This is a genomic window from Paenibacillus xinjiangensis, from assembly GCF_059686975.1.
Genome location: NZ_JCAALS010000002.1, coordinates 343,463 through 358,143 on the forward strand (window position 1 = coordinate 343,463; position 14,681 = coordinate 358,143).

12 protein-coding genes and 1 riboswitch are annotated in these 14,681 nt (G+C 48.2%); of the genes, 11 read left to right on the plus strand and 1 reads right to left on the minus strand.

Going from position 1 to position 14,681, the window contains the following annotated elements:
• The first annotated feature begins 169 nt into the window (after positions 1–169).
• Positions 170–1,276, plus strand: a complete 1,107-nt coding sequence (locus tag AC6ESP_RS03670; protein ID WP_497095315.1) for a rhamnogalacturonan acetylesterase — start codon at positions 170–172, stop codon at positions 1,274–1,276.
• 124 nt (positions 1,277–1,400) lie between these two features.
• The gene (cysK, locus tag AC6ESP_RS03675) at positions 1,401–2,333 is read left to right on the plus strand and encodes a cysteine synthase A (protein ID WP_497095316.1); all 933 of its coding nucleotides are present in this window, start codon (positions 1,401–1,403) and stop codon (positions 2,331–2,333) included.
• A gap of 371 nt (positions 2,334–2,704) precedes the next feature.
• Here cysK and corA read toward each other — a convergent pair whose 3' ends face one another.
• Complete coding sequence (gene corA, locus AC6ESP_RS03680; RefSeq protein ID WP_497095317.1) at positions 2,705–3,640, minus strand: magnesium/cobalt transporter CorA; 936 nt, start codon at positions 3,638–3,640, stop codon at positions 2,705–2,707.
• Between the two features lie 374 nt (positions 3,641–4,014).
• A riboswitch (SAM riboswitch) is annotated at positions 4,015–4,125 on the plus strand.
• 100 nt (positions 4,126–4,225) lie between these two features.
• Between corA and metA the strand changes: the two genes are divergently transcribed.
• The 9 genes from metA to AC6ESP_RS03725 all read left to right on the plus strand — a co-directional run bounded on the left by metA (position 4,226) and on the right by AC6ESP_RS03725 (position 14,624).
• Positions 4,226–5,143, plus strand: a complete 918-nt coding sequence (gene metA / locus AC6ESP_RS03685) for a homoserine O-acetyltransferase MetA (protein WP_497095318.1) — start codon at positions 4,226–4,228, stop codon at positions 5,141–5,143.
• 23 nt (positions 5,144–5,166) lie between these two features.
• The gene (locus AC6ESP_RS03690; RefSeq protein ID WP_497095319.1) at positions 5,167–6,327 is read left to right on the plus strand and encodes a PLP-dependent transferase; all 1,161 of its coding nucleotides are present in this window, start codon (positions 5,167–5,169) and stop codon (positions 6,325–6,327) included.
• 6 nt (positions 6,328–6,333) lie between these two features.
• On the plus strand, positions 6,334–7,506 hold the full coding sequence (locus AC6ESP_RS03695; protein WP_497095320.1) for a trans-sulfuration enzyme family protein: 1,173 nt from the start codon (positions 6,334–6,336) through the stop codon (positions 7,504–7,506).
• A 154-nt stretch (positions 7,507–7,660) separates the two neighbouring features.
• Complete coding sequence (mqnC, locus tag AC6ESP_RS03700) at positions 7,661–8,797, plus strand: cyclic dehypoxanthinyl futalosine synthase (protein WP_497095321.1); 1,137 nt, start codon at positions 7,661–7,663, stop codon at positions 8,795–8,797.
• Positions 8,798–8,975: 178 nt separating this feature from the next.
• Positions 8,976–9,917 carry a putative sporulation protein YtxC gene (locus AC6ESP_RS03705; protein WP_497095322.1) on the plus strand — a complete coding sequence of 314 codons (942 nt, stop codon included), beginning with the start codon at positions 8,976–8,978 and terminating at the stop codon, positions 9,915–9,917.
• Positions 9,918–10,345: 428 nt separating this feature from the next.
• Positions 10,346–12,283 carry a threonine--tRNA ligase gene (thrS, locus tag AC6ESP_RS03710; protein ID WP_497095323.1) on the plus strand — a complete coding sequence of 646 codons (1,938 nt, stop codon included), beginning with the start codon at positions 10,346–10,348 and terminating at the stop codon, positions 12,281–12,283.
• 61 nt (positions 12,284–12,344) lie between these two features.
• Entirely contained in the window at positions 12,345–12,917 is a 573-nt protein-coding gene (locus AC6ESP_RS03715) for a 3D domain-containing protein (RefSeq protein ID WP_497095324.1), read from the plus strand.
• A 61-nt stretch (positions 12,918–12,978) separates the two neighbouring features.
• Positions 12,979–13,107 (plus strand): hypothetical protein, encoded by a 129-nt coding sequence (locus tag AC6ESP_RS03720; RefSeq protein ID WP_497095325.1) that lies wholly within the window; start codon positions 12,979–12,981, stop codon positions 13,105–13,107.
• 119 nt (positions 13,108–13,226) lie between these two features.
• Entirely contained in the window at positions 13,227–14,624 is a 1,398-nt protein-coding gene (locus AC6ESP_RS03725) for a methyl-accepting chemotaxis protein (protein ID WP_497095326.1), read from the plus strand.
• Positions 14,625–14,681: the final 57 nt, after the last annotated feature.

Below are 14,681 nucleotides of genomic sequence, written 5' to 3' on the forward strand. Positions count from 1 at the left end.
CATATTTCCAAATATGGAGGATATTCTATTCGAATGTCGAAAACGAGATAGTCGGAATTTTCAACAAATGTATCGACTTTTTACATAGCCAAGCAAGAACCGGAGCATTCACAATGTGAATAGGGAATCATATTGCCCTGTAGGGGACATGGAGAGGATGGTGCGACAGATGACAATACAATACAAATTTGATTGTGGACCAGGCCAAGCAGAGCCGGGCTATACGCAGGTGTGTGCGGATACATTGTATAATGACAAGCTGGGCTACGGATTTGATGGGAATGGCATTGTCAATTCACGGGATCGGGGTTTTCCCGATAAGCTGCGAGGATCGTTCTGCATACCGGTGGATGCCACATTCCTGATCGACGTGCCGAATGGCAATTACACCATTACATTAGTTATGGGAGATTCCATTGCACCCGCAACAACAACAGTGAAGGCAGGTCCGAACCGGATTGTGCTGCACCAGACATCTGCTTCGGCAGGTCAGTTCATCGTTCGCAGCTTTACTGTTCATGTGAATACGGGACAGCTGAAGCTGGCTTTTTCAGGCGTGGCTCCGCGCATTAACTCTATTGAGATTAAAGAGACGGTGCAGGCAACGACGATCTTTCTCGCAGGCGACTCTACGGTAACGGATCAAGACACATTCCCTTATGCGGGATGGGGTCAGATGCTTCCGATATATTTCAATGCAGACGTTGCGCTGGTTAACGAAGCCTACTCAGGCAGAAGCTCGAAGAGCTTCCTGGCAGAAGGCAGACTTCAGCCTATTCTGGATGCCATCAAGCCCAATGACTGTCTGTTCATTCAGTTCGGACATAACGATGAGAAGCCGGATGAAGAACGGGCGACGGACCCTTTTACAACGTATAAGCAATATTTGAACGTGTACATACAGGAAGCAAGGAGCAGAGGGGCGCAGCCTGTCCTGATTACTCCGGTGCATCGACGTAAGTTCAACGCAAGTGGTCAGATTATCGATACGCATGGTGATTACATTGTGGCGATGAAGGAGCTCGCGGAAGAACAGAATGTACCTTTAATTGATCTGGCTGCCAAGAGTAAAAGCTTGTATGAGGAACTCGGAGACGAACCGTCCAAGGCACTCTTCATGTGGGCTTACCCGGGAGAGTTCGTCAGCTTCCCAGAGGGTGCGAAGGACGACACACATTTTCAAGAAATAGGCGGTATTCGCATCGCGGGACTGGTTGCGGAGGGCATTCGTGAGCTGGATTTGGAGCCGCTTCAGTTGTACCTAAGGAAATTATAAGCGGAATTGTTCCTATTCTATAATGAATTGTAATGAGGCGATCCAACTCTTCAATGGTATACTATTATTATCCCGATTATATTGATCAGGATTACTAGTGGAATGGAAAGGCATGGTGAGCCCTATGGCCCAAATTTACAGCAATCTTACACAATTGATCGGCAGCACGCCGCTGCTCGAGCTTACTAACTATAATAAGAAGCATAAGATTCAAGCGAAGCTGATTGCCAAGCTGGAATATTTCAATCCTGCAGGCAGTGTGAAGGATCGTATTGGCTTTGCGATGATTAACGATGCGGAGGAACAAGGCAAGCTTAGCGAGGGCAGTGTCATTATCGAGCCGACGAGCGGCAATACGGGTATTGCCCTTGCGTTCGCGGCTGCGGCGCTTGGCTATCGGTTAATTATTATATTGCCGGATTCATTCAGTGTGGAGCGGAGAAAGCTGATGCTGGCACTAGGTGCGGAGCTAGTCCTTACACCGGCTGCCGAAGGCATGACAGGAGCTATCAACAAAGCAAATGAATTAGCCGCTGAGATTCCGAATTCATATATTCCGCAGCAGTTCAACAATCCGGCAAATCCTAACATTCATAAGCTGACGACAGCGGAGGAGATATGGAACGATACGGATGGTGAGGTTGATATTTTCATTGCAGGTGTCGGTACAGGCGGAACGATCTCTGGCGTTGGAGAAGTGTTGAAGGAGAAGAAGCCATCCGTTCAGATTATCGCAGTGGAGCCATACAGCTCTCCGGTATTATCTGGAGGGAGCCGTGGTGTTCACCAGATCCAGGGGATTGGAGCGGGCTTCGTACCAGGTAACTTCAACCGGGCAGTCGTGGATGAGATCTTCAAGGTCAAGAATGAAGATGCGATCAATACGACTCGCGAGCTTGCAAGAAGCGAGGGTCTTCTTGTCGGCATATCCTCAGGCGCAGCCGTCTATGCAGCAGCCGAAATCGCCGCCCGTCCAGAGAATAAGGGCAAGACTATCGTCGCTTTGCTCCCAGATACCGGCGAACGTTACCTCTCGACCAACCTCTTCGACGAATAGTAGCATTGTGTTAATGCACTTGTGCACTTGTGCACTTGTGCACTTATGCACTTGTGCATTTATGCACCTGAGGTTCGTGCCCAGCACCTGAACCTCGCTTTTGCTTCTACCCCACCAAGCCGCCTGGGATTTTGGGCGGCTTGGTTGTTTTGAACTTGGGGTGGTGGGGAGTGAGTGTGAAGGGGGAGAGGGGAGTTGTCTGGAAGAGCTTGCGTCCGCCTTTGTCCGACCTTTTTCACCTTATAGGTGGAATCAAAAAAAGGGCGGACAACAGCGGCTGGAAGATAACCCCCGTCCCCCGAACGCCGAACGTCCCCTAGCTAGCTCAAATCAAAACTAAAAAAGCCGCCCGAAAATCGAGCGGCTCCCCACTATAACCATTTTTTCTTCCGAAAAATCACCAGCATCCCAAAGCCCAGCACCAGCATGATGCCGAGCAAAATATACGATCCGCCCCGGAGATGCAAGCCGGGAATAAAATCAAAGTTCATTCCATATATGCCGGTAATGAACGTCAGAGGCATGAATATCGTCGTCATTGCCGTAAACACGCGCATAATCTCATTCGCGCGGGCCGAGATACTCGACTGATAAGCCTCTCGTAAGTTGCCCATGAGCTCTCGATACGTATCGAACGACTCAGCGATTTTGACGGCATTCTCATAGATGTCGCTGAAATACTTCTGCAGCTGATCATCAATAAGCTTCAAGTCGCGCTTGTTGAGGGTAGCGATCAGATCCTTCTGCGGACCGAGCACCTTTTTGAGCCATAGAATCTCACCGCGCAGACCGATAATCTCGTTCAGATGAGATTTCTTCGTGTTCATTAATATATCTTCCTCAAGCGTCTCGATTCGCGTATCGATTCGATCGCCTACGAGAAAATAATTGTCGACGACGAGGTCGACGAGATGATACAGGAAGTAGTCTGGGCGGCTGACCTCCTGCTCCCATAGAATGGGCTTAAGAGAACGAAGCTCATTAATCTTTTGCTTAGTAACCGTAATAATATAATGCCGACCTAGAAAAATATTCAATGCGCGAAGGAAGATTTCTTCGTCATCGAATCGAATGCTGTTGATTACTATAAAATAATGGCCTTCATGAATCTCGATCTTGGGCCGCTGTTCTTCTTCACTTAGGCAGTCTTCTACTGCCAGATCATGCATGCCGAATAACGGCTGCAGTACGGCCAGATCCTCGACATCGGCATCAATCCAATAAAAGCCTGTTGTCGCTGGATGCAGCGTTTGGTTAATATCATCAACGGTAGTGAATACACCGTTGTTCACGAGACGAATTTTCATCCGGGCTTCTCCTCTCTAGTTAACGGAGACTGCCGGATCACACGTGCAGCGGGAAGGGTTAGTTAACCCTGCTTCAGCCCGGTCACGAAAAGCTCCGGCAGCAGCCGTATTCGAATGTTGTCAGGCTTGGGTCGGTCGCCTTCCATGTCCTTAAGCACCCCTTTACACACAAATAGTTGAAATAATGGGACAATACGCTCACACTTTTATACGTATAATCCTTGTCTAGTATACTCCGGCTGCAGCTTTACATACAAGGATTAATACAAGGTATTTAACCTAAATCATCATATGCGAATAACCTTCTTGACGCGAATCGCAGAATCCATTAAAGTAAAAATATAAGTTGGATTCGAAAACAGAATAGATTTACTTTCTTATCAAGAGCAGGCGGAGGGACTAGCCCGATGAAGCCCGGCAACCGGCGTAAGCACGGTGCTAATTCTTGCGGAGGCATATTTTTTTATGCTTCTGGGAGATGAGAGAGGCGGAAGGCTTTTTCCAATGAGCATACGACCTTTTCTCACGCAGAAAGGGTCTTTTTTGCGTATAGAATACCGACTATATAGCAGAGGAGTGAATCATATGCCGATTAAAGTACCTGATCAATTGCCAGCCAAGGAGATTCTGAATAACGAGAATATATTCGTTATGGATGAGAGCACAGCTTACCACCAGGACATCCGTCCTTTGCGAATTGCCGTCCTCAACTTAATGCCTTCCAAAGAGACCACTGAAACACAGCTGCTTCGTCTAATCGGTAACACGCCGCTGCAGGTTGAGGTCGTTCTGATACGTCCCATTACACATACGTCCAAGAATACATCCTCCGAGCATTTGGAAACCTTCTACAAAACATTCGAGGATATCAAAGACGAATATTATGACGGACTAGTCATTACAGGCGCTCCGGTTGAGCATCTGGCATTCGAAGAGGTTAATTATTGGGAGGAGCTCAAAGAAATCATGGATTGGAGCGCTCGCAGAGTGACCTCTACCTTCCATATCTGTTGGGCCTCACAGGCAGGCTTGTACCATCATTATGGCGTACAGAAATACGATCTGGATGAGAAAATATTCGGCGTATTCCCGCACACGGTTGAGAAGCGCAATGTGAATCTGCTTCGCGGCTTCGATGAGCTGTTCCATGTACCGCAGTCACGTCATACTGAGGTGCGCCGCGAGGATATCGAAGGCATTGAGAAGCTTGATATTTTGTCGGAATCTGCGGATTCGGGTGTATATATTGTTGCCTCCAAAGATGGTCGTCAAATCTTCGTAAGCGGACATTCCGAATACGATCCTTTAACCTTGAAATATGAATATGATCGTGACGTGGCCAAAGGAATGAAGATTGATCTTCCTAAGAACTATTTCCCGGGTGATAACCCAGAGGCATTGCCTCTATCCACATGGCGTTCGCATGCGAATCTGCTATTCTCGAATTGGTTGAATTATTATGTATACCAACAAACGCCTTATGACCTAGGCGCTGGCATATAAGAGACAAAGGAGTGTATTGGGCAATGAAAATTGAGAGTCATTTGGCGCAAATCGGTTCCCAGAAGGAGCCTGTAACAGGTGCAGTTAGCTTCCCTATTTATCAATCAACGGCGTTCCGCCATCCTAAGCTTGGACAAAGCACAGGATTTGATTATGCGCGGACGAAGAGCCCAACTCGCTCAGTCTTGGAAGAAGCAGCGGCTTCGCTCGAATCTGGTGACGCAGGCTTCGCGTGTAGCTCCGGCATGGCTGCTCTTCAGACGGTATTCGCATTGTTCAGTCAGGGCGATCATCTAATCGTATCGCTTGATCTATACGGTGGAACGTACCGTCTGCTTGAGCGGATCATGTCGAGATTTGGTGTAACAGCTTCTTATGTAGATACGAATGATATCGATGCAATGTCTGCCCTCTGGCAGCCGAGCACCAAGGCTGTGCTTATCGAGACGCCAACTAACCCGTTAATGATGATTACCGATGTGGAACGGGTAGCTGCTTGGGCCAAAGCCAAAGGACTGCTAACGATTGTTGATAATACACTGCTTACACCTTTCTTCCAGCGTCCACTGGAGCTTGGCGCGGATATCGTTGTTCATAGCGCGACCAAATATTTGGGCGGACATAATGATGTATTAGCTGGACTAATCGTGACGAAGGGCAAAGAGCTGTCTGAAGAAATGGCTTTTCTTCACAATTCTATTGGTGCCGTTCTTGGACCTCAGGACAGCTGGCTGCTGATGCGCGGAATGAAGACACTAGCCCTTCGGATGGAGCGCCATCAATATAATGCGACGAAGCTGTCCGAATACTTGATGGAGCATCCAGCTGTAGAGGATGTCTATTATCCGGCATTGCCTCACCATCCTGGCCATGATGTACAGAGCCGGCAATCATCCGGCAATACAGGCATTTTCTCCTTCCGCTTGAAGGATGCCCGTTATGTAGAACCGATCTTGCGCCACGTTCAGCTCATTGCCTTCGCAGAGAGCTTAGGGGGAGTAGAGTCCCTGATGACCTATCCATCCGTTCAGACCCACGCGGATATCCCAGAGGAAATTCGCCAAGCTATCGGAGTAGACGACAGATTGCTGCGCTTCTCTGTGGGGATTGAGCACATCGATGATCTGATTGCAGATATGGGTCAAGCATTAGAGAAGGCGAAGCAGGAGATTGGGGAGGAATAGGGGAAGATGACAGACCGTACGAATAAGGAACAAATCGCCAAACGCAGCTTCGCGACGAAGCTCCTGCATTTTGGTGCAGAAATAGATGAAGAGACGGGCGCTTCGAGCGCTCCGATATTCCAAGCTTCAACATTCCACCAGAAGGACTTGTTCAACCCGCCGCAGTATGATTACAGCCGTTCTGGCAACCCGACAAGGGATGCTCTTGAGAATTATATTGCGCTGCTAGAGGGTGGAACTAGAGGCTTCGCGTTCGCTTCGGGTATGGCTGCGATCTCGACGACCTTCCTTCTGCTCTCAGCGGGCGATCACGTTATTGTGACGGAGGATGTGTACGGCGGAACCTACCGTTTCCTTACGACCGTCCTCTCGAGAATGAACATTGAGACGACCTTCGTAGATATGACTCAGCTCGATGAAGTGAAGGCGGCGCTTAAGTCGAATACGAAAGCTGTGTTCATGGAGACGCCATCGAACCCAACACTCAAGATTACCGACATTACGGCTACGACAGCATGGGCCAAAGAGCATGGATTGTTGACCATGCTCGACAATACCTTCATGACGCCTTATTACCAGCGTCCGCTGGAGCTCGGTGTAGACATCGTCTTGCATAGCGCTACGAAGTTCCTAAGCGGCCATAGTGACGTTCTTGCAGGTCTCGCTGTTACAGCGGACGAAGCATTGGGACGTCGACTGTACCAGCTGCAGAATGGAATGGGAACGGTGCTTAGCGCTCATGAGTCATGGCTCTTGATGCGCGGAATGAAGACGCTGCAAGCTCGCATGGAGCACAGCGAGAAGAGTGCGCAGAGGCTTGCGGAATGGCTGCAGAGCCATCCTGAAGTAGAGAAGGTCTATTACCCTGGTCTTGCAGATCACCCGGGCCGCGAAATTCATGAGAAGCAGTCTACCGGCTATGGTGCTGTCGTATCCTTCGACGTTGGCAGTGGAGATCGTGCCAAAGCGATGCTCAGCCGTGTGCAGCTGCCGCTAGTGGCAGTCAGTCTCGGTGCTGTAGAGAGCATTCTGTCCTATCCCGCGATGATGTCACATGCGTCCATGCCTAAGGAAGTTCGGCATGAGCGTGGTATTACAGACGGACTAGTGCGTTACTCCGTAGGTCTTGAAGATATTGATGATCTCATTGAGGATCTTGATGCTGCACTTCGCGGCTAACTGTCTCTAAAAGGGAGGAAAACGCGGCTGTCGCTACCGACAAGCCGTGTTTTTCCGTTATTAGCCTATTTTCCGAAGATGACGTAATGAAATGATATGTGATAGGATAAAGTGATGTTTACTATAGAACGGATGGATAAGGAGGTCTTGCGTAATGGCAACCGTAGACCAAATATTAGAAAAAGCGCTGCAGGGTGTTCGTATTACATTGGAAGAATGCGTCACGCTGTTCGAATCAGATGAAATTGAAAAAATGGGACATGTCGCAAATCAGCTGATGCTGAGAAGACATCCTGAACCAATAACGACTTTCGTAGTAGGACGTAATGTCAATTATACGAATGTCTGTGATGTATATTGTCGTTTCTGTGCATTCTATCGGGCTCCAGGCTCGAAGGAAGGGTATGTGCTTGAGAACCAGACGATATTGGATAAAATTCAAGAAACGATTGACGTTGGCGGAACAGAAATACTAATGCAGGGTGGCACAAACCCTGATCTGCCTTTTACTTACTATACAGATCTGCTTCGTGAAATTAAGCAGCATTTCCCTGATATCACGATGCACTCCTTCTCTCCAGCAGAAATTCAGAAAATGAAGGTCGTCTCAGACGGCTTGTCTCTGGATGAAGTAATCAGGCAGCTCCATGAAGCAGGCCTGGATTCGCTTCCTGGCGGCGGAGCTGAAATTCTGGATGACCGTACACGCCGGAAGATCAGTCGGATGAAGGGCTCATGGACGGATTGGATGGACGTGATGAAGTCTGCCCATCGTCATGGCATGAATACGACTGCAACGATGGTATACGGCTTCGGAGAAACGATGGAGGAGCGTGCGCTTCATTTGCTCCGCATTCGTGATGCTCAAGATGAATGTATCGCTAATGGCTATGATTCCAAAGGATTCCTTGCCTTCATCTCATGGCCGTTCCAGCCAGATAACACGAACATGAAGCGTGAGAAGGCTAAGCCCGAGGAATACCTGAAGGTTGTAGCTGTTAGCCGCATCATGCTAGATAATATTGATAACTTCCAATCCTCTTGGGTAACGATGGGACCTGAGATGGGTAAGCTGTCTCTATCCTATGGCTGCAACGATTTCGGAAGCACGATGATCGAGGAGAACGTTGTTTCTGCAGCGGGCACAACCCATAAAGTGAACATTGAATCGATTCTTCAATTGGTTCGCGAAGCGGGCAAAATTCCTGCACAGCGTGATACGAAGTATAATACCATTAAGATCTATAATGAGACAGATAAAGCTGAGCATGATTTTATTATGCAGAACTAGCACTTATATCTCTTGATTTACCCAGCGGATGGATGCGACTATGGTCGTGTCTGTCCATTTTTTATATATCCAAATATTTGCAGAAATCCCCTCCCCATGATCACTTCCCAATCTCTTCATCGTATATCCCTAACACCGGGGCCATATACTTATAAAGGGGAATGAAAGGGGTGAGCTCATGGAGCTGTTTACCGTAACACTACCTTCGAGTTTGGAGAGATCAGCAGCGAGCTTAGCTGCAAGAATGTCCGAATACACGAACACTGATTTACATATTGCAGCAGAAGATGAAGGGAAGGCAATACAGTTCAATCTTTTGGCTGATAACAGCATTTGCTGTGAGGCGATATTGCCTGATTTCAGATTGGCTGATCATAGCCCTGCGGTGTTTCGTTCCACTTCCAGAGCAGTAGCAGAATTTGTCGTAACCCATATGGAGACGCACATATTGTCCGTCATCATTAAACGAAAGTATAAGGATAATTACAAGCTAGATGGGCCAGTTATCGAAAAATATTGCCACGATCTGCTCCATGGATCGGAGTGGGATACGCTTGGCACCAAGTTCCTCGATGCTGACAAACAGCGCCGCAAGTCTAAGGTGGCTGATGAGGTTGATCGGTATTTGCAGGAGAACACCATCCTTCATTTAGAAGGTCTGACCACGTTCAGATTGGAGCCATACCGCAAGGAACTGTCGGAAATTGTTGAATATGCCCTTGATGAATATGTTCTGGATAAGCAGTATCAGGAGTTTATTTCACTTCTGAAATATTTTGTCGGATTGCAGGATTCGAAGGTTCCTGTCGTTCATCTCGTCCATAAAGGCAGCCATGACTTCGTCATGTACAACGAGACATTCCAGCTGTTCGAGCCTAAGCCTCATTCGGATCGATTAGTAGCGGAGATGCTTGAGACTGAGATGAATATTGAAGATATGGTCATCAGCTCGTTGATTGCGGTATGTCCGAAGCACATCATGATCCACACTAGGCAGCCGGATATGCAGGTCATTCGAACGATTGAGACTATTTTTGATAAAAGAGTGTCTATTTGCGCGCAATGTACGGCATGCAATCCAAGCTTTGAAGGAGTTAATAACGGCTTGATCCAGCCTTAGGGCATAGGGCATGGCTAACCTATTGACCAAACGCCGTTTGGCGGCTATAATGTTTCACATAACCAATGTGAACAGCAATGACAAAGACATGTACCTGCCGCAAGTGCTGGCCCAGAGAGAGGAAACTTGGCTGTAATTTCCTTCCGAGCATAAGCAGATATACCCCTTTGTAGCTGTGCAGTTGAACCAGGAAGCGAAGCTTTCTTATTAAGCTGCACCGGATGTCTCCGTTATCAGATCATTACAAGGATTGCTTGATATCTGCAACTTACGGGACGTCAATTGCAATTGAAGTAGGGTGGAACCACGGGTATTCAAGCACTCGTCCCTTTGCGGGATGCGTGCTTTTTTTGCGTTCATCCCGCGCCAAGCAGAACTAAGCTATTGCTTACGAAGCTTTGCTTCGCAAAAAGTCGAGGAGGATGAAAATGTCTATTCAAGTTAAATTTCCAGACGGTGCAGTCAGAGAATATGAGACTGGCACTACAATTGAAGAGGTAGCAGGCTCAATTAGCCCGGGACTTCGCAAGAACGCCATTGCAGGCAAGCTGAATGGTAAAGTGGTTGATGTATACACGGCTATCGATGCTGATGCAGATATAGAGATCGTAACTGTTGATTCTACGGAAGGATTAGAGGTGTATCGTCATAGTACAGCTCACTTGATGGCTCAAGCGATTAAACGTCTGTACAGCGATGCTAACGTGAAGCTTGGTATTGGTCCAGTTATTGAAGATGGCTTCTATTATGATATCGATATGGAGCATTCACTGACTCCTGAGGATCTAGGTAAGATCGAGAAAGAAATGAACAAAATCATTGGTCAGAATCTAGACATTCGCCGCCGCATTGTCAGCCGTGACGAGGCGCTTGCGATCTTTACAGAGCTGAACGATGAGCTTAAGCTGGAGCTGATCCGTGATCTGGCTGCGGATTCCGTCATTACGATCTATGATCAAGGCGAATTCTTCGACCTCTGCCGTGGGCCGCATCTGCCGTCTACTGGCCGAATCAAGTCGTTCAAGCTTCTGAGTGTTGCCGGCGCTTACTGGCGCGGTGATTCCAAGAACAAAATGCTGCAGCGTATCTATGGAACAGCATTCCCCAAGAAAGCACAGCTTGATGAGCATCTTCATTTCCTTGAGGAAGCGAAGAAACGTGATCACCGCAAGCTGGGCCGCGAGCTGAAGATGTTTACTTTCTCTCGTGAGGTTGGTCAAGGTCTGCCCCTCTGGCTGCCTAACGGAGCCAAGGTTCGCCGTACATTGGAGCGTTATATTGTGGATTTGGAAGAAAGACTTGGCTATGAGCATGTGTACACACCTGTTCTTGCTAACGTTGAGCTGTACAAAACTTCGGGACACTGGGAGCACTACAGCGAGGACATGTTCCCTAAGATGGTGCTTGATAATGAAGAGCTCGTGCTTCGCCCGATGAACTGCCCGCATCATATGATGGTGTTCAAGAGCGATATGAGAAGCTACCGCGATCTTCCGGTACGTATTGCTGAGATGGGTACAATGCACCGTTACGAGATGTCAGGCGCTTTGACTGGGCTGCATCGTGTCCGTGCGATGACTCTCAATGACGCTCATATCTTCTGTCGTCCGGATCAAATCAAGGAAGAATTCGCACGTGTCGTTAACCTGATCCGCAAAGTCTATGAAGACTTCGGGATTAAAGACTATCGCTTCCGTCTATCCTACCGTGATCCGCAGGATACAGAGAAGTATTTCCAGAACGATGAGATGTGGGAAATGTCGCAACGTATGCTGCGCGAGGTTGTTGAAGAGCTTGAGCTTCCGTTCTTCGAAGCAGAGGGAGAAGCAGCCTTCTATGGTCCGAAGCTGGACGTTCAGATCAAGACAGCACTTGGCAAGGAAGAGACGCTATCGACTGCACAGCTTGATTTCTTGCTGCCAGAGCGTTTCGAGCTTGAGTATATTGGCGAGGATGGCAAGAAGCATCGTCCAGTCGTTATTCACCGCGGTATTATCAGCACAATGGAGCGGATGACAGCATTCTTGCTAGAGAACTTTGCAGGAGCTTTGCCGCTGTGGCTGTCTCCTGTACAAGCTAAGGTCATTCCAGTATCGACTGCTTACGAGGCTTATGCTCGTGAAGTAGCAGAGAAGCTGCAGGAAGCGGGTATTCGTGTAGAAAGCGACTTGCGCAATGAGAAGCTAGGCTACAAAATCCGTGAAGCACAGCTGGAAAAAGCGCCGTACATGCTTGTTGTTGGCGATAATGAAGCACAGACTGGCTCCGTATCGATCCGCAAACGCGGTGAAGGCGATATTGGCGCAAAGCCAGTAGCAGAGCTGATTGAGCTGCTCCAGCAGGAGATTGCGACTAAAGCGATATAATCATTCATGCATAAAGCTTGGATCGTATGGGAAATATTCTTCTGAGGAGGAAGTAACCCACATGATCACAAGCTTTTTTGCTTACAAGCGTACAGGTATCTGCGTCATGCTGTTGACAATTCTCATGACAAGTACATCTATGGCGCATCCAAGCGCCGTCACAGCCACCGCCAGCATAGAAGAGCAGCAGGCAGTGAAGCCTGCCAAGCTGGCAGAAGAACAAGCAGTAACATCGGTCGAAGTCGTCGCGACTGGGTACACAGCCGGGTTCGAATCAACCGGCAAATCGCCGGGACATCCGCAGTATGGCATCACTTATTCTGGCGTCAAGGTACGACGGGGACAAGTGTCGACAGTAGCGGCGGATCCTAAGCTATTCCCGATCGGGACACTTCTTTATATACCCGGATATGGTTATGGCGTCGTGGCTGATACTGGCTCCGCCATTAAAGGTCACCGACTTGATCTGTATTTCGAAACGATTAAAGATGTATATGCGGAATGGGGTAAGCGCAAGGTTGCCGTTCAGGTGCTGCGCAAAGGGTCAGGCAAGCTGTCTCAAGCCTGGTTGAACCAGATTAATAGTGTGGTAGAGGCAGGGAAGCCGATACCTCAAACCTACTTGGAATCGTAAGCCAAAGCGCATAATAACATTCGCAGATGCCATACTATCCATGGAAGGTGAGGTGGACAATATGGCAAAGAACAAGAATAATAAAGCTAAGAAGAGCGGTCAATTTAATGCGGAGTTCGCTGAAGAGTTCAACCAAAACAATGCATCAAGCAAAGCGACCAACAATGCTTCTCAAAATGCTCAAAAGTAATGTCTGAAAATAAAGGTTAGGCAGGAAGAGGAACCAGCTGCTCATTGTTGGTTTCTCTTTCCTTTTGTCGAACCCTGCTATATAATGTAGGAAAATATTCCATATAAGGTGGGGAGCGAATGAGTCCGCTGCGCTGGTTATCCCGTAGCAATGCTGCTTCTTCGAAGACGAGCATTAGCACAGAAGAATACTCTCGCATGAGCCTGCTTATGAATGAGTCTGTCGTCCTGTCAGATCAGTTGAATGCTGTTGTTGATGAGGTAGATGCCTCCATCGAGCATTTGACCACAATTGCTGACTCTTCAGCTGTTCAAGAGAAGACGCTGCGTACGAGAAGTGAGCAAGCCATGTACAAGATGGAGGAAGCATTCGCGGCATTGCAGGAGGTTGCGTCAGCAGCTGAGCAGATAAGCGGTGCCTCTACCTATCTACAAGTGAAAAGCCAGGAAACGAAAGACATCGTAGTGGATGTATGCCGTTCGCTGACGAACACAGATCAAGTGATGAATGATTTACATACACAGAATAAAGCGATGGAGCAGCATATTCATCAGCTTATTGAACAAACCTCACATATCAATGAAATCAATCATTTTATTCAAGAAATCGTATCCCAAACCTCACTATTAGCTCTGAACGCATCTATTGAGGCGGCTCATGCAGGGGAATATGGCAGAGGCTTCGCGGTCGTTGCGCAGCAGATCAGGAAGCTTGCTGAGCAGAGCCACGAGGCTGTTACCCGTTCCTCTCATATGGTGGAGCAGATCGAGAGCGGTGTGAAGCTAGTCGTTGAATCCGTAACAACTGAGAGAACGGCGGTAGATCGCGGTGTCGCTGAGATGGCTGTTAACAAGCAGCGTATGGACCTCATTTTTTCCCGTATTAATGAAGTGAATGAACTGGTCGATCAGACTCATACCTCCAGCCGTCAACAGACAGAGCATATGACAGGTACGACAGACATGCTGAAGGAGGTTGTCGACTCCTTCAATGAAACGCTCGTCAGTGTAGATCATACGCTGCAGATGACGGATAAACAGCGTGAGCAGATAGGGAAGCTGAATCGCATTGGCCGTAACCTGCACAAATCCTCTACGGAGCTGACGAAAGCGATTGATCAGGTTGGTGCGAAGCGAATGGATAAGACAGTCAGCGCGGAGAGCATAGCTGCTACGCTAGAATGGCTGCATACAGCGGCAGGGCACAAGGACTTCGTTACACTGGACAGCCAGCAGCATCAGAGAAAGCTGACAGAGCTGTTGAAGTCCAGAGGAGATATTGAAGCGATATGGTCGAATAAGGATGACGGCTCTTTCGTATTCTCGCTGCCTGAGGCTGGGCTTCTTAACGCCAAAGGGCGGGAGTGGTGGAAGCGTGGCATAGCGGGGCAGTCATTTCAGTCTGAGGTGTACATCTCTGCCATTACGAAGCAGCCATGCGTCACGATAGCAGTGCCTTTGCGTGGTGAGGGCGGTAAGGTGATTGGTGTTATTGGGGCAGATATTTCCATTCCTTAATTCGAAAAAAAAGTTTTCAAAGCATAGCTGTTTATTGTATGATTAGATGTAAGAATT